Genomic DNA, 20,066 nt, shown 5'->3' on the forward strand with positions numbered 1-20,066 from the left:
CGGCCTCCAACAGTCGCAGGGCGCGTTGCGCGGAGGCGATCAGGGTGGGCGCCTCGGTGCCCCGCTTCACCGCGGCGCCCCGGCGGCGCGGAGGGCGGACGGCGGACCGGGGGCGGCCCCGGGGTTCACACTTGCGTTGATTGCCTGCACGAGCCATAGGCATATGTCATAACGCGGCGTTCGTCACCTGCGGACACGCCCGGACGCCCGGGGCGGCCCTCCGTCAGGACCGGTCCGGGGCCCCCGCGGCCTGCTCCACCAGCGGCAGGATCCGGTACGGCACCGGGTTCTCCAGGGCGATCGCGGTGGACGCCCGGACGATTCCGTCGAAGCCCACCACCCGGTCGATCACCCGCTGCAGATCGGCGTTCGACCGGGCCACGATCCGCACCAGCATGTCGCCGTGACCGGTGATGGTGTGCAGCTCCAGCACCTCCGGCACCGCCGCCAGGTGCGCCCGTACGACCGTGCCCTGCCCCTGCGAGATCTCCAGCGTCGCGAACGCCGTCACCGGGTAGCCCAACGCCCCCGGGTCCACCTGCGGGCCGAACCCGCCGATCACCCCGCGCGCCTGCAGCCGGTCCAGCCGGGCCTGCACCGTGCCGCGCGCCACCTGAAGGCGGCGCGAACACTCCAGCACCCCGATCCGCGGCTCCTCGGCGAGCAGCCGGATCAGTCTTCCGTCCAGCGCGTCGATGGCATCGGGCTGCGGGGGCACGGGCGGCTCCTCGGTGGTGCGGGCGTCGACCGACATTGTGGGGTCGGCGCGGCCTGCCCGTCAGCCCACTGAGCCGCACGTCACCCCGGGACGACCTGCACGTCCGGCTGGTAGCCGTTCCACGTCACGATCAGGTAGGAGACCCGGTCGTCCTTGCTGAAGTTGACCCGCAGCCACTGGTCGCCGTGCCAGACCTGCATCGCCCAGCCCGCCTCCGGGGTCGCCGACACCAGCTGCACGTCGTGTTCCCGGATGTCGAGCGCCACCCGGCCGCCCGGCATCAGGTAGCTCTTCACCGTCCCGGTCGTGCTGCTCGGCGTGGCGCGGATCGCCGCGGTGCTGCGCGACGGCGAGGCCTGACCGCGGCTCGGGCTCGGGCCCCCGCCCGGGTTCGCGGGCGGGTCCGGGTCGGGACCGGGGCGCGGGGTCGCCGTCGTGCCGGCGGAACCCGGACCGCCGGGGCCGCCGGAGGCGCCCGGGTCGGTCGGCGGGGCGCCCGTCGCCGCGGGAGGCGGCGCGGTCGCCGCCGTCCCCGGCTCCGGCGAGGCCGCCGACGGCAGCGGAAGCGCCACCGGGCCCTCGAACACCGTGTCGGCCAGCACGGCGTGCACGCCGAGCCAGGACAGCGCCACCGCCGCCCCGGTGGCTGCCGTCCAGGCGCCCAGTTGAACCCATCCGCTCCGCATCGCGGGCCATCCTGCCGTACTCAGGTCACGAGCAGGTCAGTGCCCCGGTCAATCCTCAGCAACCTTGCAGATCACGCCCCCAGAGGACCCGTCAGACAGCTGCCCGCGCCCGCCAGGGCCACCCAAGGTACAGACCAGTTGGTCGCGATGCCGTACCGTGCAGCCCCATGGCAACAGTGCTTGTGGTCGAGGACGACCCCTTTGTGCGTTCCGCCCTGATCCGCCATCTGGCCGACTCCGGCCACGCCGTGCGCTCCGTCGGCACCGCCCTGGAGGCGCTGCGGGAAGTCGCCCAGGTCGGCTGCGACCTGGTGATCCTCGATCTGGGCCTGCCGGATCTGGACGGCAGCGAGGCGCTCAAGATGATCCGCGGACTGACCAACGTACCGGTCATCATCTCCACGGCCCGCGACGACGAGGCGGAGATCGTCCGGCTGCTGAACGACGGCGCCGACGACTACCTGGTGAAACCGTTCTCCGGCGAGCACCTCACCGCCCGGATGGCCGCCGTGCTGCGCCGGCTCGGCGGCGGCTCGCTGATGGCCCCCCAGATCCTGCGGGTCGGCGGCCTCGCCATCGACCCGCAGCGCCGGGAGGCCCTGCTCGACGGAGAACGGCTCGACCTGACCCGGCGCGAATTCGACCTGCTGGCGTTCCTCGCGGCCCGGCCCGGCGTGGTCGTCCCGCGCAAGGAGATCCTCGCCGAGGTGTGGCGGCAGACCTACGGCGGCGACCAGACCATCGACGTCCACCTGTCCTGGTTGCGCCGCAAGCTCGGCGAGACCGCCTCCAGCCCGCGCTACCTGCACACCGTGCGCGGCGTCGGCGTCCGACTGGAGGCGCCCTCGGAACCGGTCGGGTGCGCGCCGTGAAACGCCTGCTCCGCTCGCTGCGCTGGGCGATGGTCAAGGCCGCCGTCGCCGGCACCGTCATGGTCGCGCTGGCGTTCCTCATCCCGCTCGGCCTGGTCGTCCAGCACACCGCCCGCGACCGGGCCTTCACCGCCGCCCAACGGCAGGCCGCCGCCCTCGGCCCCGCGCTCGCCATCACCACCGACCAGGACGCCATCGCCCGCGCCCTGGCCTCCACCGACGCCGGCGCCGAGGACCGGCTCGCCGTCCACCTGCCCGGCGGCCCGGTGGTCGGCCACACCCGGGTCGACGCCGGGCAGCTCGGCTCCGCCGAGACCCAGGGCCGCTCCCGCGGCGGCACCGTCCGCACCGCCGGCGGCTACGCGCTGCTCCAGCCGGTCGCCGTCGACAACGGCCGGGTCGCCATGGTCGAGGTGTTCGTCGCCGACGCCGATCTGTCGCGCGGCGTCGGCACCGCCTGGCTGGTGCTCTCCGGCGTCGCGCTCGCCCTGGTCGCGGTGTCCGTCGCGGTCGCCGACCGGATGGGCGCCCGAATCGTCCGCTCCGCCCGCCGCCTCGCCACCGCCGCCCGCTCGCTCGGCTCCGGCAACCTCGCCGTCCGGGTCCCGATCGACGGGCCCGAGGCGGCGGGCGCACCCGAAGAGCTCCGCGAAGCCGCCTACGCGTTCAACGCCATGGCCGACCGCGTCGTCCACCTGCTCGCCGCCGAACGGGAGCTCGCCGCCGACCTGTCGCACCGGCTGCGCACCCCGCTCACCGTGCTCCGGCTCAACGCCGCCGCCCTCGGCGCGGGCGACGCCGCCGACGCCACCCGGCACGCCGTCGCCCAGCTCGAACGCGAGGTCGACCAGATCATCCGCACCGCCCGCCGGGACCCGGTGGACGCCCCGCCGGTCGTCCTCGGCTGCGACGCCGTCGAAGTGATCCGCGAACGCGTCGCGTTCTGGTCCGCCCTCGCCGAGGACGAGGGCCGGCCCTGGCAACTGGCCGGCGACCGGGAACCGGCGCCCGTGCCCGTGCAGCGCGGCGACCTGGCCGCCGCCGTCGACGCGCTGCTCGGCAACGTGTTCCGGCACACCGCCGTCGGCACCGCGTTCGCCGTCGACCTGACCGTCACCGAGGACGGCGTGACCGTCCTGGTCGGCGACGCCGGACCGGGCTTCGCCGACCCGGCCCCGGCGATCCGCCGCGGCGCCGGCCACGGCGGCGAAGGCTCCACCGGCCTCGGCCTGGACATCGTCCGCAAACTCGCCGAGAGCACCGGCGGAGACGTCGCCCTCGGCCGCTCCGCCGCCCTCGGCGGCGCCGAGATCGGGGTGCGGCTCAACACCCGCACCCAAGTCGAACTGCCGCGCCAGCAACGGCGCCGCTCCGGCCGCCTCATCCGCAAGGACTGACCACAGGCCGATGACACCGACACAGCAGCTGTTACCGCGGGGGCGACAGCTGGTGTCGCTCCTCTTCCTTAAGTACTCCCCAGTACCGCCTCAGCGGCGCCTGATGCCGCCCCGGCCGCGCGATTGCGGCCCGCCGACGCGGCCAGGGTCGGCCGCACGCCGATCACCGTCCGCATCGGCGGGCCGCACCCCGGGAACGCGGCCACCCGGAACCGGCGGTCGCCCCGGGCCGGGGCCGAGCCCGCGCGGTCACCCTTCCCCGTGACCGCGCCGCAGGCCCCCGGCGGGGAGCCCGGGGCGACCGCGACCGGACCCGCGTCTCCCGGGCGCGCCCCGCGACGATCGCGACCGGTGGCGCGAACCGGGAGGTCGGGTAGTGTCGGCTGCTGGCCCAGCGCAGGTCGACGGCGGACGGAGCAACACAGTGACCACGGTGCAAGCAGAACGCGCCACACCCTCCGGCGGACCCGAAGAACCACCCGTCCCCGCCTGGCAGCGCGCCCTCACCGCACCCGCCCGCCTGCTCGCCGACATCACCGCCGCGCTGCGCGCCGCCCCCCGGCGGCAGCTGCGCACCGCCGTCGCCGTCGCCCTGGTCTCCCTGCTCGGCTACGCGGTCCTGCGGCACTTCGTCGGCACCTCGATGGTCGACATGATCGTCTACCGGGCCGAGGGCGCCGCCGTCGCCCACGGCCAGGACCTGTACGCGCTCCGGGTCACCGAGTGGGACCTGCCCGCCACCTACCCGCCGTTCGCCGCCATGCTGTTCGTGCCGACCACCTGGTTCGGCATCCCGTTCCTGCGGGTCGCCGTCACTCTCGGGAACCTGCTCCTGCTGGCCACCCTCGCCCACCTGTCCTTCAAGCTGGTCGGCTGGCCGCGCCGCGAACTGCGCCCCGTCGGCGTGATCCTGATCACCGGACTGGGCGTCTGGTTGGAACCCGTCTTCACCACCCTGCGCTACGGACAGATCAACCTCGCCCTGGCCTGCCTGATCCTCTGGGACCTCACCCGCTCCGACCACGCCCGCTCCAAGGGCCTCGCCATCGGCCTCGCCGCCGGCATCAAGGTCACCCCCGGCCTGTTCGCCGTCTACCTGCTGATCACCGGCCGGATCCGGGCCGCCCTGGTGGCCGGCGCCGCCTTCGTCGGCACCTTCCTGATCGGCGCGCTGGTCCTGCCGGACGCCACCCGGGGCTTCTGGACCACGTACCTCTTCGACTCCACCCGGGTCGGCAAGACCGTCATCGTCGACAACCAGTCGCTGAGCGGCCTGGTCGCCCGCCTGCTGCACACCGAGAACCCCGGACTGCCCGCCACCGCGCTCGCCGCCCTGGTCGCCGTCGCCGGCCTCGGCATCGCCGTCTGGGCGCACCGCAGCGCCCGCTGGTCGCCCCGGGCCGACGCCTGGAGCGTGTGCGCCGCACTGGTCACCGCCGTGCTGATCTCCCCGATCAGCTGGACCCACCACTGGGTGTGGTGCGTGCCGATGCTGGTGCTGCTGGCCGCCGAGGCCGCCCACGAACGCTCCCGCCCCGCCGCCGTCCGGCGCTTCCGCTGGCGGATCGTGTTCGGCCTGACCCTGCTCGGCTTCCTCTCCTTCGCGATGTGGATCGTCCCGCACAAGGGCGACCTGGACCTGCACCTGTCGCTCCTGAGCCAGGCCCCCGCCTCCGTCTACCCCCTGCTCGGCCTGTGCTTCCTGGCCGTCGCCGCACTGCGCGTGCACTCCCGCCGCCGCGCCGCCGGCGCCCCGCTGGTCCGCCTCCCCGCCCCGCGCGCCGACCTCGACGGGCTCGGCAGCACCGGCACCCAGAAGGCCCCCGCGGCCCACTGAGCACCGACGCGACCGGGGCGGGCGCGGGCCCCGGTGCGCTCGTCGGCGCGGCTCCCGGCCCGGGCTGTCATGCCAGCAGCTCGGCGAGCGAGCCGTCCAGGTCCATCGCCGCCAGCTCGGCGCCCGGCGGCACCAGCCGGTGCGCCCGCTCCAGCCACGCCGCGACGGTGGGCAGCGGCGCCTCCAGCAGCGCGTCGCCGGCCGGCGAGCTCAGCGCCATGCACAGCACGCTGCGCCGCCCCGCGCGGGTCGGCCAGATCCGGACGTCGCCCTGGCCGCACGGCCGGAACGTTCCCTCCACCAGCAGCTCACGGGCGAACACCCAGGTGACCGGCGTCCCGCTGTCCAGGTGGAAGGTCACGTACACCGCGAACGGGTCGTGGCTCCCGTACGACAACCGCGCCGGCACCGGGACGCTGCGCTCCGGCGACAGCACCAGCTCCAGCTCCAGCTCCTGCTCCACCACTCCGGTCGACTGTCCGGCCATGGCCGCTCACCCTCTCGCCTCCGTGTGAGGCCGCTCGCCTCCGCGTGGGGCCGCCGATCGGCCGCACACCCGGAGAGAGGGCGGGCGCCGCGCACTCTTACACGGGTTTCCGAGAACTTTTCCGACGGACTTTCCGCAGAACCTTTTCCCCGCCGCCCCGGTTGTTCCGGAGAGGACACCGGACAGGACACCGAACCGGCCGACCGCGGCCCCGGCGCGACCGACCCGACTCCCAGGACTCGCGCCGTACCACTCGAGTCCGTCCCGTTCCACCCGTTTCACGAGTTCCGATGAACCGGGCGGACCGGGCCCCTCCAGGTACTACTCTTTGTGACTGCCCGGCGACTCTCCGCCCGCGGCGGCCCTGTTGCGCACATCCGCACACCTGCACGCCGCGGTGCCGGTACGAAGGAAGAGGCAATGACGGACCGGCTCCCCACCGCAGCACCCATGCTCGGCACGACCGTGCCCGCCGAAGCCGGGGCACCCGGCTACTACCCCGACCCCTCGGTACCCGGCTTCGTCCGCTACTGGGCCGGCCACGCCTGGGTCCCCGGCACCAGCCGGGCCGCCCCCGCCCCCGGCGAACAGCTCCAGCCCCCGCGCTTCGTCGCCCGCTACATCGGCCCGCCGCCCTACAGCGTCCCGCCCGGCCTCGCCCCCGTCGCGCCCACCGGCCCGCTGATCGAGACCGGCCCGATCTACCTCGACGAGACCGGCGCGCACACCGCGTTCAACATGCCCGCCCACCCCGATCCGGTGGAACCCCCGCCCGCCGCCGTCGAGATCCGCCCGCGCACCGGGACGGCGCCGCTGCGCCCCGTCGAGCCCGCCCCCTGGGCCGTCACCGGCAACGGACTCCAGCCCGCTGCCGCGGAGTCCTGGGCCACCGCCGCCGCGCTGCGCCTGGGCCCGGTGTCGGTCCCGGCCCCTGCCCCGGTGTCGGAGGCGGTGCCGGCGCCCGAGGCGGTGGTGGTGGCGCCGCGCGGGCCGGTGGGGGACGGTCGGGAGGCGCGTGCCGTCCGGGAGCGGCGCGCGGTCCCGGAGGCGGCCGAGCTGCTGGACGCGGTTCATGACGCGGTGCGCGACGCAGTGCGCGAAGCGGTTCAGGACGCGGTTCAGGAGCCGGTGATCGTGGAGGAGGTCGCGCCGCGCCCCGCCCAGCCGCTCGGCGGGACGCCCTGGCACGGCGGCGGTGGCGGGGCGGGCGGCGACGGCTCGGTGGGGATGTCGGCCGCGCCCGGGCCGCTGTACGAGCCGCGGCCGGCGTACGAGCGGCCGGCCCCGCACGAGCCGCTGCGTGGACGGAGCGCGGGGGAGGCGCGTTCGGGCCCGGGCGCGCCGGCGGAGGAGGCGCACGACGCCGAGCCGGCCGCCGGTACGGGCTGGCGGGCGGACCCGCGGGCGCAGCGCGGCCTGATGGACACCGGGGAGGCGCCGCGGCGGGTGTCCTGGGGCGTCGACGCGGCGCTCGACGAGGCCGTCGAGTCCCCTCTGGAGCGGGCCGCGCGGGAGCCGCGGGCGGCCCACGTCACCAGCGAGCGGGTGCGGCCGCCGCGCGAGAGCGAGGCGGGGCCGCGGGTCGCCCCGGCCGAGGAGCGTCCCGTGGCGCGGGTGCGCGGCGGTGACGGCGGGAAGCAGCGCCGGGCGGCCGCGCCGGCGCCCGTCCCGGCGGGGCTCGCGGCGCGGACCTTCGGGTGGCTGGTGGACGGGGCGGTGACGCTCGTGGTCGGGGCGGCCGTCGCGGTGCCGATGGCGGCCACGGTCTCGGCGCACGTCCAGAAGAAGATCGCCCAGGCGCAGCTGGCCGCCCGGTTGACCGGTCGGCAGCACCAGGTGTGGCTGCTGGACCAGGTGGTGCTGGGCCGGCTGGGCGTGGTGCTCGGCGTGCTGCTGCTGTTCGCCCTGCTCTACCAGGTGCTGCCGGTCGCACGGACCGGCCAGACCTTCGGCAAGCGGCTGGCCCGGATCCGGGTGGTCGCCGCGGGCGGCGCCCGTCCGCCGGGCTTCGGACGGGCGCTGCTGCGCTGGCTGGTGGGCGGGCTCGGCACCGTCCTGCTGGTGGGCCTGTTCGCGCCGCTGCTGGACCGTCCGGCCCGGCGCGGCTGGCACGACCGGGCGGCCCGGACCCGGGTGGTGCGGGTGGTGCGGCGCTGACGGCGGGTTACCCGGCGTGCTCTCGGTCCGGTGCGTCGGCCGCTCGGTCGACGGTCGCCGAAAGGGACGGAAACGGCGCAAATGTCCCAACATCGTAGTAATCGCGGTGTTCTACTCGTGCCATGAGCACCCACGACGACCCCTCTGGGACCGAGCCGGAGGAGGAGGGCGGCAAGCCTTCCTTCGACAAGCAGCCGCCGTCGGGGGGCAGCCCGTACGACACGCCGCCCGGCTACGGTGGCCAGTACGGTGCGCCGCCCGGATCGGGCTCCCCCTACGACAACCGGCCGCCCGGCTACGGCCCGCCGCCCGGTCAGACCCCGCCCCCCGGCGACCCGTACGGCTCGCCCTATGGCGCGCCCGGCCCCGGCCCGATCCCCGGAATGCCGGCGCTCGGCGGCTGGGGCGCCCGGATCGTCGCCACCGTGGTCGATTGGATCATGGTGGAGGCGGTCGCCGTCCTGGTGCTGCTGCCGTTCGTCAACTTCGGCCGGCAGGACGGCTGGGTCGGCTCGGCCTGGCTCGGCTACCTGATCTTCCTGGTCTACCAGGGCCTGATGCTCAGTCGGGACGGCCAGACCCTCGGCAAGAAGCTGATGAAGGTCCGGGTCGCGATGCTCGCCGACGGCTCGTCCCCGACCGCCGGCGCCGCCTGGACCCGCGCCGCGACCTTCGTCGTTCCCGCCCTGCTCTGCTGCGGCGGCCTCTGGTGGCCCGTCGACGGCCTGTTCGGTGTCTTCGACAAGCCCTACCGCCAGTGCATCCACGACAAGGCCGCCAAGACGGTGGTGGTCTCCACCGCCTGACGGGCGCCCGGCTCGGTTCGGCGTGGTGGGTTCTCTTGGGCTGGGTTCTCTTGGGCCGGGTTCTCTTGGGCCCCGGGCCCGTGGCAGTCATCGACCTGCCGCGGGCCCGGGAGTCGCTGCGTCCGGCCACCGGTTCCGGGGGCGCGGCTACCGGGACTGGTGGGCGTATTCGGGTCGGCGGGCCGGCGGCGCGTGGGCGGCCGCCGGCACCCGCGGACGGGTGGTGAGCAGGACGGCGGACAGCGTCCCGAGCGCGACCGCGAACGCCACCAGCACCGCGACCCGCCACACGCCGGTCTCCCCGGACACCGCCAGCAGGACCACTGTGGCGGTCGCCGCGATCAGGGCGCCGAGAACCACCTGGACCGGGCCGGGACGGGCGGCGGCCGACGGGCGGACGGCGCGGGACGACGGGGCGGTGGGGCGCGTCATGGCGGTCAACCCTTCGCGCGGGGACTGGGCCCGGGTCGGGTTTCTCCGGCCCGTTCGGTAAGTTCAGCCTAGCCTTTGGGAGTTGAGCTGATCGGGGGCACAGGGGGCGCACAGGCTCACGCCGCTCGGCGCCGGGCCCTCGGTCTCCGCCCCGCAGCCCCGAGCGATAGCGTGCACACGGACAACACCGGGGTGGGTGGCCGCCCCGTGCCACCTGTACCCGACCCGCCCGGAGTCGCCGTGACCGTCCCCGCCGACTGGCCCACCACCGCGGAAGCCGCCCGCGCCGAACAGGAACGCCTGCGCCCCCTGGTCGTCCCCGAAGGCCCCGAACCCCCGCGCCGCCCCGGCACCCTGATCGCCGGCGTCGACGTCGCCTACGACGACGAACGCGACGTGGTCGCCGCAGCGGCCGTCCTGCTCGACTACGCGACCCTCGACGTCGTCGAACAGGTCACCGCCGTCGGCCGGGTGGCCTTCCCCTACCTCCCCGGACTGCTCGCCTTCCGCGAGCTCCCCGCCGTCCTCGACGCGCTGTCCCGGCTCACCCGCACCCCCGACCTGATCGTCTGCGACGGCTACGGCCTGGCCCACCCCCGCCGCCTCGGCCTCGCCAGCCACCTCGGCGTCCACACCGGCCTGCCCACCCTCGGGATCGCCAAGACCCCCTTCACCTTCACCCACGAGCCGCCCGGCGACCGCCGCGGCGACTGGTCCCCGCTCCTCGACGGCCCCGAGACGGTCGGCCGCGCCGTCCGGACCCGGCAGGGCGTCAAGCCCGTCTTCCTCTCCGTCGGCCACCGCATCGGTCTACCCGAAGCCACCGCCGTCACCCTCGCACTCACCCCCTCCTACCGCCTCCCCGAAACCACCCGCCGCGCCGACTCCCTCTGCCGCCGGGCCCTTGCCGCCACCGTCCCCGCCCCCTGACCCCACCTCCCTTCACCAGGGGGCGTTTTGACGGACCGTTCCATGTGTTAGACATATGGACTGGAGCCAACTTTCCATCAGGCCCCAGGCGGTCGAGCGGGCAGTCCAGCGGGCAGCAGGTACGGGGGAGGTACGAATACATGAGCACAGGCGGCAAGGGCTACCAGGTAGAGGTCGACAGCCTGCGCGCGTTCGCGACGCAAGTCCGAGGACTGCTCAAGGAGTTCGAGGACGGCGCGGGCGGCGCGAAGGTGCACGGCCAGACGGGGCTGAGCCCGACGGCGTTCGGCAGCTTCGCGGAGGCGCAGGCGCTGCACGCCAAGTACGGCGACATGCGGGACGGACTGAAGGGGGTCCTCGACCACCTTCAGGAGCTCATCGACGATGCGCAGAAGAACGCGGACCGGACTGCGACCAACTACGAGGAACAGGAGCACAACGCCAGCAAGCACCTGAAGCTGGCAAGTGACGGCTGGTCCACTGTGGCCCCCAGCCCTGTGACCTCGACCCAGCGCACCACCGCGGCGGCACCGCAGGCAGCACCGCCGGTCGGGAACGTCTCACCGGCCGGAAGCGGAGAGCCGAGGCCGCAGTGGTGAGCATGCGGAAGACAACGGGACCGGTCGCCGGGCGAGGCACTGTTCGGTGTGAGGGGAGCCAATCGTGACCGACATGACCAACTTCAGTGGCTACAGCCATGGACAGATGCGCAGCATGGTCCAGTCGATGGACTCCGGCGCGGTCATGGCTGCCGCCGATCCCTGGCGTCGTGCCACCAACACCCTGAAGCAGATCCGTACCGCGCTGAACACGGCGGCTGCCGATGCCAGTGACTCCTGGCAGGGTGACACCAGCGATGCGTTCTACTCGCGGATGACGTCGCTCGCCAATGACGTCAACACCGTCGCGGCCTACTCCAACGACGCTGCCAACGCGCTGGAGATGATGTCCGAGGCCATCGACAAGGCCAAGCGGGACATGCCCGAGGAGCCGGGACTCTGGGACAAGGTGGGTGACGCGATCAGCGACACCGCCCAGCAGACGGTCGGCATCGACAACGAGGACACCCGCACTGCCGTCGCGGACACGCGTAAGCAGGAGGCGGTCACGGTGATGCAGACCCTGGCGGCCAGCTACCGCGCCACCACCAACTACCTGAGGCCGTTGAGGCCTCCCTTCGACGATTCCAAGGACCTGCCGCAGCCGGACAATGGCGGCACCTCTGCCCTTGGTGCTCTGATCATGGGCGTCGGGGCCGGACTTGCCGGGCCTGGCGGCGTCGGGGCGACGGGCTCGTCCGGATCTCGCGTCTCCGGTCAGGGCCCGGTGACCAACCGGACGCCGCAGGCTCCGAAGCTGAAGCCGGCCGTGATTCGTCCTACCGACGCGGGCATCTCCGGCGGAACGGCCAATCCGGTTCCGCAGCCGAAGGGCCCGGGCACGGGCATTGACGGCACTCTGGGCGGAAACGGTGGTGTTCGCGGGGGCACCGGGACGATCGGCGGTACCGGCGGAGCCGGCGGAGTGCACGGCCCGTCCGGCAGCGGCGGGCTCGGGCCGGCCGGTGGTGCCAGTGGCGGTTCGATCGGTCGTGGCGAAGGCGGACTGCTCGGCGGCGGTTCCGGTATCGGGACCAGCCGCGCCGGATTCAGTGGCAACAGCGTCTCCAAGGCCGGCACCTTCGGTTCTGGCGGTCTGGGTGGCAGCGGTGGCCCGGGTGCCGGTGCAGGCGGCGGTGCCGGCGGCGGTGCCGGCGGTGCCGGGGCACGCTCCGGTGGCGGTGCGGGCGGCGGCGGAATCGGCGCGCGTTCCGGCGGCAACCTGACCGGCAAGGCCGGTGGCGTGGTCGGCGAGTCGACCCACGCCACTGCCGGCGGACGAGCGTTCACCGAGGGCGGGTCGGGCATCGGCCGCAACCGCTTCGGCCAAGGGGGCGCAGGGGGCCAGGCCGGCGGCCCGGGACAGGCGGGTGCCGGGCACGGCGGTGGCATGGGCGGCCAGGGCCAGGCCGGCAAGAAGGACAAGAAGCGCGGCAAGGACCGTCCGGACTACCTCGTCGAAGATGAGGAAACCTGGGCATCGGGCGATCAGGTCAACCCGAACGTGGTGGAATGACGCTCGGTCAGTAGAACTGTCGAACGCAACCGGCCGTCCCGCAGATCCGATGGTCTGTGGGGCGGCCGCTTCAACGAGTGGGGTGTGACGAGGCTTGACGACCAGCCGATCTGTGCGCGGTCTGGCCGCGCTCGCTGCGGGAGCCCTGGTGTGGGGTGTCAGCGCCGGGCCCGCTGCCGCGGACACCATTCGCGATGGGCAGTGGGCGCTGCTGAACTACGGCGCGGCCCAGAAGGTTTGGCCGATAAGCGAGGGCGACGGGGTGATCGTCGCGGTTCTGGACAGCGGTGTTGCAGATCATCCCGATCTGGCCGGCCAGGTTCTTCCCGGGACTGACCTCACAAGCCCTGGCAAGGACGGGCGAACTGACACCCAGGGCCACGGGACCGGTATGGCGAGCGTCATTGCCGGGCACGGCCATGGTGACAATGCGGGAATCATGGGACTCGCACCCAAAGCCAAGATCCTTCCTGTGCGGATCCACATCACTGATGTCGAGCACGTCCAGTCCGGCAGCGAAACGGAAATCGGCGATGCCATCCGTTACGCGGTCGACCACGGCGCGAAGGTCATCAACATGTCCTTCGGCGGAGGAAGCAAGTTCGATGCCGGGTACCAGGACGCCATCAACTATGCCCTTCAGAAGGACGTTGTCCTCGTTGCATCACCCGGAAACGACGCCAGCCTGAAGATCGGCTACCCGGCGGCTTCCCCCGGAGTGGTGGTGGTCACGGCGATCGACGAGAAGGGCGATCTCTGGCCGAAGTCGACCACTGGGCCCCAGGTGACGCTCGCAGCTCCAGGCGTCAACATCTATCGTGCGAACGCAAAGCAGGGCTACAGCACTGCGAACGGTACGTCCGACTCCACGGCGTACGTGTCCGCGATCGCTGCGCTGGTGCGGTCGAAGTATCCGAACCTGTCGGCGGGCCAGGTCATCAACCGGATGATCAAGAGTGCGGTGCAGCAGCCGGGCAAGGGGACATATCCGAACGACCAGTACGGGTACGGCATTGCATCTCCGTCCGGCGCGTTGGCCCCTAACCCGGCAGTGGACAACGGGCCCAAGGACAACCCGTTGCTCAATCGCCCCGGTACAGGTGACAGCACGCCCGGCTCTGGCGCCACGGATCCCGCGAAGACGCCTCAGGCCGGTGGCGACTCCACCACCCCGCGGGCGGACGGTGACTCCAAGAGCAGCAACGGCATGCTGATCGCGGTCGGCGGCGGCGTCCTCGGCCTGATCGTCATCGTCGTGATCGTCCTGCTGGTCCGCCGCTCCAAGAGCGGCGGCAACGGCCCCGGCGGTCCGGCCGGCCCCGGTGGCCCCGGTGGTGGGCCCGGCTACGGGTATCCGCCGCAGCAGCCCGGGCCCGCCGGTTACGGGCAGCAGCCGCAGCCGGGGCAGGGCTACCCGCCGCAGCCGCCCTACCCGCAGTCGCAGTCGCCGTACCCGCAGCAGCAGGCGCCGTACCCGCCGCAGCAGCCGCCGGCCGGGGGGAATCCGTACCAGCGGTGACAGGGCTTGTCGTCGACGGCTCCTCTGCGAACGGTTCGACCGTTCGTGGGGGAGCCGTTGTGCGTTCGGAGGGGGAAGGAAAGTCGTGACGGGGTGCTACTCCTGCCAGCGCGAGGCCGAGTTCGAGCGGCTGCCGCGATACGAGCGGATCGCGGTGGACGAGCACTGGCGAGTGGTGCACGCGGTGGACTGTGCGCTGCCGGGCTGGCTCGTGCTGGTGCCGAGGCGGCATCTGGAGTCGATGGCGGAGTTGAGCACGGCCGAGGCGGCGGTGCTGGGTGGGTGGCTGGTGCGGTTGGCGCGGGCGGTGGAGGTGGTGACGGGGTGCGAGAAGGCGTATGTGGCGCAGTTCGGGGAGGCGGCCGGGTTCGCGCACCTGCACTTTCATGTGGTGCCGCGCGGGCCGGAGTTGGGGGTGGAGTTGCGCGGCCCGCGGGTGTTCGGGTTGTTGGGCGCGGGGGAGCGGGCCCTGACGGCGGCGCGGATGGACGAGGTCGCCGACAGGGTGGCCACTGCGTTGGAGAACTGGTGAGGGGCTGATCAGCCGGCGGTGGTCCAGGGGGCCTTGCTCATCAAGGCCTTCACGTTGGCGACGTACGACGGGTTCGGGATGACGGACTGGCCGACCTGGGCGCCGGTGGCGGGGTCGGTGGTGAGGTTGTAGTGGACGTTGCCCGCGCCGGCGTTGTAGGCGGCGATGACCAGGTCGAGCAGCGGGGTCTTGCCGCTGACGGGGTCGGGGGAGAGGTCGTAGTCGCCGCCGAAGCAGGAGTCGCCGTAGTAGGCGACCAGCCAGTCGAGGTACTCGGCGCCGAGTTGGACGTTGCCGGCGAGGGTGTGGACGTCGGCGGTGTTGTTGTACTTGGCGTTCATGGTGGAGACCGTGCCGGGCATGATCTGCATGGTGCCGATGCCGCCGTCGCAGGCGAGGATCGCGGACTGCCAGCCGCTCTCCTGCCAGGCGATCGCCTTGACCAGGGCGGCGGGCAGCGGCGGGAGGGTGTCGGCGGTGCGGCCGCCGGACGGAGTGCCGAGGGTGAAGGTGCGGGTCTTGCCCGCGGCGGCGGTGAGCGCGTCGTTGACGGCGGACCTGGGCTCGTTGGCGCCGGTGTAGGACGGCTTGCAGGAGCTCTGCAGCGGCGGGGTGTGCGGCGGCACGGCGGGCGGCGGGGGCGCGACGGGGCCGGCCTTGGCGACGGGGGCGGGGGCCGCGGACGGCGGGCGGCTCGCGGTGCGGGTGGGGGTGGCGCTGCGGGACGGCTTCGGGCTGTCCGACGCGCTGGGCGCGGCGGAGGCCGACGGCGCGGCGGACGTGGATGCGGAGCCGGACGGCGAGGCGTCGGCCGTCGGGCCGGGCGACAGTTCCGCAGCGGCGCCGACCGCCGTCCGGTGGTCGTCGTTCGACGTCGTCTTCTTGGCGCAGCCGGCGACCGGGGCCAGGACGGCGGCGGCCGACAGCAGGCAGATCGCGGCGCGCACCGGAGTGCGGACAGTCATGGAATCCCCCCATATGTGTACGAGCGATCCGTCCGCCGCAAGGCGGACCGGACCGCGAGACGGGGGCATGCTACGCCCTCTCCCCCGAGCGGACTGCTCACGGGTCGTCAGCCGGCCGGGTGGCGGGATCTCGACGGCCGGTGGCGGTGGCGCCCCTGGTGGGGCGGGGGAGGGGCGGGCGATGCTGGGGCACATGATGATCCCTGACACCAAGGACTGGACCTGGGTGCTCGAGCGCCCCTGCACCGAGTGCGGTCTGGACACCCCGTCGGTCGGCTTCGAGCGGATCCCGGGCATGGTCCGGGCGAACGCGGCGTCCTGGACGGGGCTGCTGGCGGGCGATCCGGCGGCGCTGCGGGAGCGCCCGCGGCCGGAGGTGTGGTCGGCGCTGGAGTACGCCTGCCACGTGCGGGACGTGTTCCGGCGGTGCGATGCGCGGCTGGCGCTGATGCTGACCGAGGACACTCCGATGTTCGCCAACTGGGACCAGGACGCGACCGCCGTCGAGGAGCGCTACGGCGAGCAGGACCCGGCCACGGTCTCGGTCGAACTCGCCGCGGCCGCCGAGCAGTTCGCGCGCTCGCTGGAGGCCGCGCCGGACGCCGCCCGGCCGCGCGCCGGGGTGCGCAGCGACGGCGCCCGGTTCACCGTGGAGTCCTTCGCCCGCTACGTGCTCCACGACCCGGTGCACCACCGCTACGACGTCACCGGCGAGCAGCATCAGGGCAGTTGATCGACCGCCAGGGCCGGGTCGCCGGGCTCCAGGGTCCACGCGGGCAGGCCGTGCGGCATCGCCTCGGCGAGCACCGTGGTGGGCCCGGCGCCGAGTCGGGCGGTGAGCAGGAAGCGGTGGCCGGGGCCGACCCGGCGCGGTTCCAGAGCGAGGTGGACGAACGGCGCGGACGGGCCGGACGCGGCCGCCAGGCGCTCCAACTCGGCTTCCACGGACCGCCATTCCTCGGCGGGGACGTACTGGCGCATGATCGAGTGCCAGACCACGGTGAGCGTGCCGTCGGCGAGGCGGACGTCGCGCAGGAAGGCGGCCGCGCCGATCGGTTCGACCGGGGCGGGGAGCCGGGCGGCGAGCGCGAGTGCGCCGTTCAGCCGTTCCAGTCGGGGGAGTTGGTCCGCCCACAGGTAGGCGCGCAGGGCGAGGGCGCCGTCGGCCGAGCGCGGGTCGATCGGCGTCGGGTCGCAGCCGCGCCGCTCCACCACCCGCTGCAGCGGCGCGTCCCGCAGCCAGGCGGGCGGCTCGCCCTGCCAGGCGTCGGCGAGCACCACGGGCGAGTCCGGCGGCCCGTACGCGAACCCGGGGGAGACGCAACGGAACTGCTCGGCAAGGAGGTTGAGGCCCGCGCTGGAGCCGAGTTCGTGCAGCCGGACCGGCAGTTGCGCGGCGTCGGGCGAGGCCTGGGCGAGTCGGTGCCGGGCCCAGGCCAGACCGGTGAGCAGCAGGTTGGCGCGGCCGACCTCGTTGGTCTGCGGCGGGCGGGTGAGCCACTCGCGGATCCACGGCAGGTGGTCGGCGACGGTGGCGCGGAAGGCCGGCCAGGGGGCGTCCGGGTCGGCGGGGTCGAAGGCGCCGCCCGCACTGGGGTAGTGGGCGGCGAGTCCGGGCGCCCGGCCGGAGATCACCAGGGCGTGGACGGCGCCGAGCAGGCGCAGCGCGACGGCCGACGGCCCGGGGGCGTCCTCGTGGCCGGCGATCGCCGCGGCGCACGGGCCGCCCGCGGCCAGGTCCTCGGCGGCCCGGTGCAGCAGGGCGGCGGACAGCGGGGAGCCGAGCTCCGCGCAGGCCTCGGCCTGGTGCCGGAACATGGCCACGGCATGCTCGATGGACATCTCTGGAGCTCCTCCGTCCTGGGCTGACATCACGTCATCCTTCGCCGCCGGGAGGGCCCTCGGTAGCGCGCCGGGCGGTGATTTCGCTCACGGACGGTACGGGTGCGACCGGCGCGGACGCCCTGCACGCCGCGTACGGACGCGCGCCCGGGCGGCCGAGGCGGTTCAGGGGCGCACGATCTTCCCCACGCGCCGGGTCCGGGCCCGCACGCGACCCGGCCGACACCGCACCGTCGGGGCACCCGGTCGCCGGTCCGGTCACCGGTCGGTGGTGCGCCACCGATGGGTCTGCCGGAGCTGGCTGGTGATGCTGGCGGTGTCGACGCCCACCACGTCGGCGATCTCGGGCGTGGCCAGGCCGACCACGTAGTGCAGGATCGCCAGGTCCTCCTCCGCGTCGACGTCCGGGCGCAGCCGCTCGGCGCCGGCCAGCGCGTGCTGCTCGGTGACGGTGTCGCGGAGGATCTGCCAGGCCGCGGCGGCGGGGTTGGGGCTCTCCAGGACGGCGGGCCAGACCTGGGCCAGTTCGGTCAGGGCGAGCCGGACCACCTGGTGGGCGGCGGCGGGCTCCTGGAACCAGACCCGGGCATAGCTCCGGTACCGCGGCTCGTGCAGCTCGCAGAACGCCGCGAACTCGACGGAGACGCGGGGCAGTTCGACGGACCGATCAGCACATGCCGAGTCCGCGGCCGGGACATGACGGTCGGTCACATCAGCTGCCTCTCGATCTGGGTCCGGACGGGGAGCGTCAACGCTCACTCTAGGCCCTCGGGCGGGTGCTGTGGGTGACAAGTCTGCTGAGATGCCCGGGTCCGGCCCCGCACCTGCGCGTTGTGTGACGCCCCGTCAACAACGGTCGCCCGCCGGACGCGGTCGCGAGCGCGTCGCACCTGGTCGGAGACGATGGATCGGCAGTGGCTGCAGGGCAGTTGGTGTGCCACCGTGGGCCTCATGGTTGAACGCGGAAACGGCATCGGGGCTCATTTTCACGGGCGAAACCCGGACCACGGGCATGACCACCATCACACATCGGCCCGGCAGCACCCTCACGAACACGCGCACCGACACGCACACCCCCACGAACAAGCGCACCCGCACGGGCGCCCCCGCCGGACCAGCCTCGGCCACCGCCCGGCGCGCCTGCTGCGGCCGCACTCGCACGACGCCGCCGACCGGGTCGACCCGGTCCTGGAGTCCTCGGCGGAGGGCCTGCGCGCTGCGGGCCTCGCTGCTGGTGCTCGGTCTCACCGCCGCCGTGCAGGCGGTGGTCGCGGCGCTGTCGGGCACGGTGGCGCTGCTCGGCGACACCGAGGACAACGCCGCCGACGCGCGCTGACCGCCGTCCCGCTGGGCGTGGCGTTCCTGCTCGGCCGACGGGCGGCGAACCGCTGCTTCACGTACGGGCATGGGCGGGCGGAAGGCCTGGCGGGCGTCGCGGTGGCGCCGGCGGTGGAGTGGCTGCCGCCCCCGCAGTCGGTGGGCCACCTGCGGGCGGTGGCGGGGTGTGCCAGCAACGAGTGGGGTGGCCCGCCACCGGGCGGCGGATCGGCTCGGCGGCGCTGGTCGCGGACGGCCTGCACGCCCGCACCGACGGGCCGACCTCGCCGGCGGTGCTGCTCGGCGCGGCCGGCAGCGCGCTGGGCCGGCGGCTCGCCGACCCGGTGGCGGGGCTGCTGATCACGCCGGCGATCGCGCCGGTGCCGGGCGGCACGGTGCGCGAGGTGGGCCGACGGCCGATGGACGCCGTCGACCCGGCCCCGGCGGACGCGGCGGCACGGGAACCGGTCGCCGTGAACGGGGTGGGCGCGGTGCGGATGCGCCGGAGCGGGCACGCGCTTCGCGCCGAGGCGGAGGCGGTGGTGGACCGCACCACCCTGACGGCGGCGGCGGCCGGCCGTCAGGTGGTGGTGGCCGCCGAGCGGGCGCATGGTCCGCGCCGTCCCCCGACTGCCGGCAGCCACCGTCCACCTCGACCGCGCTCCGGCGGAGGGCGGAGGTCTGAACCTCTCCGGGAGCCGGGCATCCGACCCCGAATCGGCCCCGATCAGCGCCCCGCCGGTCTGACGAAGCGTCAAAAACCGCCCCAGGGAGCCCGGAAGGGCTCCCTGGCGACCTCGTGGGGCGGTCAGTGAACCTCGGGGCCACCCGCCTTCCGAACGGGCCGCAGAGCGGCGCTGGAGCCCTCGCCGCGGATTCCGGGCTCGACGGCGTTCCGTGCGCCGGCCTGCGCGGCGGCCTGCGCGGCGGCCTGCGCTGCGGCCTCGGTCGCGGCCTCCGCCGCCGCCGCCTCGGCGGCCCTGGCGGCGGCGGCCACGCTGTCGGGCTCGCGGCGCGACTGCTCGGGAATGCCGGCGGTGCGGCGGATCCGGCCGGTCTCCTCGGCGGTCTCGCGGGCGGCCAGGTAGGCCTGCACCGCGGCGATCCCGTACACCGGCTGGATCAGCTGGTGGCCTTTGAAGAACGGCCGCGCGGGGGCGAACCCGGCGGCCGTGACCAGCTCGCGGATCTCGGTTATCTCCTCTTCGCTGCGCGCCGTGAAACGGACTTCCCAGCCCTTCTTGTACGCACGTCCGTCCTCTCCGCCGCGCCGGGCGGGATCGGGTTGGCGGACGTAGCCGGGCAGGCGGCCGAGGCGCAGTCTGGCGGCGCGCTGGGCGGATGACTCGTCGCGGGACATGAGCCTGATGGTAGGCAATTCGGGACGCCCGCCGACGCCGCGGGGCGTGCCGGAGCGTGTGGGATCGATCACGGTCGGTCAGATCGCGCAGGTC

General features: G+C 74.2%; 19 protein-coding genes and 1 pseudogene. 12 read left to right on the plus strand and 8 right to left on the minus strand.

Annotated features, from left to right (window positions below; genetic code table 11):
- Positions 1–223: 223 nt before the first annotated feature.
- Both IEZ12_RS20415 and IEZ12_RS20420 read right to left on the minus strand, forming a co-directional pair.
- Positions 224–718, minus strand: coding sequence for an Lrp/AsnC family transcriptional regulator (locus IEZ12_RS20415; protein WP_229847726.1), 495 nt, complete (start codon positions 716–718; stop codon positions 224–226).
- Between the two features lie 80 nt (positions 719–798).
- Positions 799–1,404, minus strand: coding sequence for a hypothetical protein (locus IEZ12_RS20420; RefSeq protein WP_189273379.1), 606 nt, complete (start codon positions 1,402–1,404; stop codon positions 799–801).
- 167 nt (positions 1,405–1,571) lie between these two features.
- Here IEZ12_RS20420 and IEZ12_RS20425 point away from each other — a divergent pair, with 167 nt between their 5' ends.
- The 3 genes from IEZ12_RS20425 to IEZ12_RS20435 all read left to right on the plus strand — a co-directional run bounded on the left by IEZ12_RS20425 (position 1,572) and on the right by IEZ12_RS20435 (position 5,510).
- Positions 1,572–2,276: a response regulator transcription factor gene (locus IEZ12_RS20425; protein ID WP_083462505.1), complete on the plus strand. Its 705-nt coding sequence runs from the start codon at positions 1,572–1,574 to the stop codon at positions 2,274–2,276.
- A gap of 17 nt (positions 2,277–2,293) precedes the next feature.
- Positions 2,294–3,673, plus strand: coding sequence for a sensor histidine kinase (locus IEZ12_RS20430; protein ID WP_189273518.1), 1,380 nt, complete (start codon positions 2,294–2,296; stop codon positions 3,671–3,673).
- A 424-nt stretch (positions 3,674–4,097) separates the two neighbouring features.
- On the plus strand, positions 4,098–5,510 hold the full coding sequence (locus tag IEZ12_RS20435; RefSeq protein WP_189273381.1) for a glycosyltransferase 87 family protein: 1,413 nt from the start codon (positions 4,098–4,100) through the stop codon (positions 5,508–5,510).
- Positions 5,511–5,577: 67 nt separating this feature from the next.
- On the opposite strand, the gene IEZ12_RS20440 is transcribed toward IEZ12_RS20435, so the two are convergent.
- Positions 5,578–5,997 carry an SsgA family sporulation/cell division regulator gene (locus tag IEZ12_RS20440; protein WP_043914168.1) on the minus strand — a complete coding sequence of 140 codons (420 nt, stop codon included), beginning with the start codon at positions 5,995–5,997 and terminating at the stop codon, positions 5,578–5,580.
- 420 nt (positions 5,998–6,417) lie between these two features.
- On the opposite strand from IEZ12_RS20440, the gene IEZ12_RS20445 reads away from it, so the two are divergent.
- Together IEZ12_RS20445 and IEZ12_RS20450 are read left to right on the plus strand one after the other, a co-directional pair.
- Positions 6,418–8,154 carry an RDD family protein gene (locus IEZ12_RS20445; protein ID WP_189273383.1) on the plus strand — a complete coding sequence of 579 codons (1,737 nt, stop codon included), beginning with the start codon at positions 6,418–6,420 and terminating at the stop codon, positions 8,152–8,154.
- Positions 8,155–8,276: 122 nt separating this feature from the next.
- The gene (locus IEZ12_RS20450; protein ID WP_189273385.1) at positions 8,277–8,960 is read left to right on the plus strand and encodes an RDD family protein; all 684 of its coding nucleotides are present in this window, start codon (positions 8,277–8,279) and stop codon (positions 8,958–8,960) included.
- A 147-nt stretch (positions 8,961–9,107) separates the two neighbouring features.
- On the opposite strand, the gene IEZ12_RS20455 is transcribed toward IEZ12_RS20450, so the two are convergent.
- Entirely contained in the window at positions 9,108–9,392 is a 285-nt protein-coding gene (locus IEZ12_RS20455; protein WP_189273387.1) for a hypothetical protein, read from the minus strand.
- Positions 9,393–9,632: 240 nt separating this feature from the next.
- On the opposite strand from IEZ12_RS20455, the gene IEZ12_RS20460 reads away from it, so the two are divergent.
- The 5 genes from IEZ12_RS20460 to IEZ12_RS20480 all read left to right on the plus strand — a co-directional run bounded on the left by IEZ12_RS20460 (position 9,633) and on the right by IEZ12_RS20480 (position 14,488).
- Complete coding sequence (locus IEZ12_RS20460; protein ID WP_189273389.1) at positions 9,633–10,322, plus strand: endonuclease V; 690 nt, start codon at positions 9,633–9,635, stop codon at positions 10,320–10,322.
- Positions 10,323–10,462: 140 nt separating this feature from the next.
- Positions 10,463–10,921 carry a DUF2563 family protein gene (locus IEZ12_RS20465; RefSeq protein ID WP_189273391.1) on the plus strand — a complete coding sequence of 153 codons (459 nt, stop codon included), beginning with the start codon at positions 10,463–10,465 and terminating at the stop codon, positions 10,919–10,921.
- 73 nt (positions 10,922–10,994) lie between these two features.
- On the plus strand, positions 10,995–12,437 hold the full coding sequence (locus IEZ12_RS20470; RefSeq protein WP_444542895.1) for a WXG100 family type VII secretion target: 1,443 nt from the start codon (positions 10,995–10,997) through the stop codon (positions 12,435–12,437).
- 94 nt (positions 12,438–12,531) lie between these two features.
- Positions 12,532–13,956, plus strand: a complete 1,425-nt coding sequence (locus IEZ12_RS20475; RefSeq protein WP_229847727.1) for a S8 family serine peptidase — start codon at positions 12,532–12,534, stop codon at positions 13,954–13,956.
- A gap of 85 nt (positions 13,957–14,041) precedes the next feature.
- Positions 14,042–14,488, plus strand: a complete 447-nt coding sequence (locus IEZ12_RS20480; protein WP_189273396.1) for an HIT family protein — start codon at positions 14,042–14,044, stop codon at positions 14,486–14,488.
- 8 nt (positions 14,489–14,496) lie between these two features.
- On the opposite strand, the gene IEZ12_RS20485 is transcribed toward IEZ12_RS20480, so the two are convergent.
- Complete coding sequence (locus IEZ12_RS20485; protein WP_189273398.1) at positions 14,497–15,453, minus strand: transglycosylase SLT domain-containing protein; 957 nt, start codon at positions 15,451–15,453, stop codon at positions 14,497–14,499.
- Between the two features lie 193 nt (positions 15,454–15,646).
- Between IEZ12_RS20485 and IEZ12_RS20490 the strand changes: the two genes are divergently transcribed.
- Positions 15,647–16,186: a DinB family protein gene (locus IEZ12_RS20490; RefSeq protein WP_189273400.1), complete on the plus strand. Its 540-nt coding sequence runs from the start codon at positions 15,647–15,649 to the stop codon at positions 16,184–16,186.
- Here the strand turns inward: IEZ12_RS20490 and IEZ12_RS20495 are convergent.
- Complete coding sequence (locus tag IEZ12_RS20495; protein ID WP_189273402.1) at positions 16,174–17,295, minus strand: DUF2332 domain-containing protein; 1,122 nt, start codon at positions 17,293–17,295, stop codon at positions 16,174–16,176. The genes IEZ12_RS20490 and IEZ12_RS20495 overlap by 13 nt on opposite strands.
- A gap of 258 nt (positions 17,296–17,553) precedes the next feature.
- The gene (locus tag IEZ12_RS20500; protein WP_100588609.1) at positions 17,554–18,006 is read right to left on the minus strand and encodes a hypothetical protein; all 453 of its coding nucleotides are present in this window, start codon (positions 18,004–18,006) and stop codon (positions 17,554–17,556) included.
- 240 nt (positions 18,007–18,246) lie between these two features.
- Between IEZ12_RS20500 and IEZ12_RS20505 the strand changes: the two are divergent.
- Positions 18,247–19,359, plus strand: a pseudogene (locus IEZ12_RS20505) (cation diffusion facilitator family transporter).
- A 61-nt stretch (positions 19,360–19,420) separates the two neighbouring features.
- Here IEZ12_RS20505 and IEZ12_RS20510 read toward each other — a convergent pair.
- Entirely contained in the window at positions 19,421–19,972 is a 552-nt protein-coding gene (locus tag IEZ12_RS20510; RefSeq protein ID WP_189273404.1) for a hypothetical protein, read from the minus strand.
- Positions 19,973–20,066: the final 94 nt, after the last annotated feature.

Source organism: Kitasatospora griseola (genome assembly GCF_014648555.1).
GTDB lineage: Bacteria > Actinomycetota > Actinomycetes > Streptomycetales > Streptomycetaceae > Kitasatospora > Kitasatospora griseola.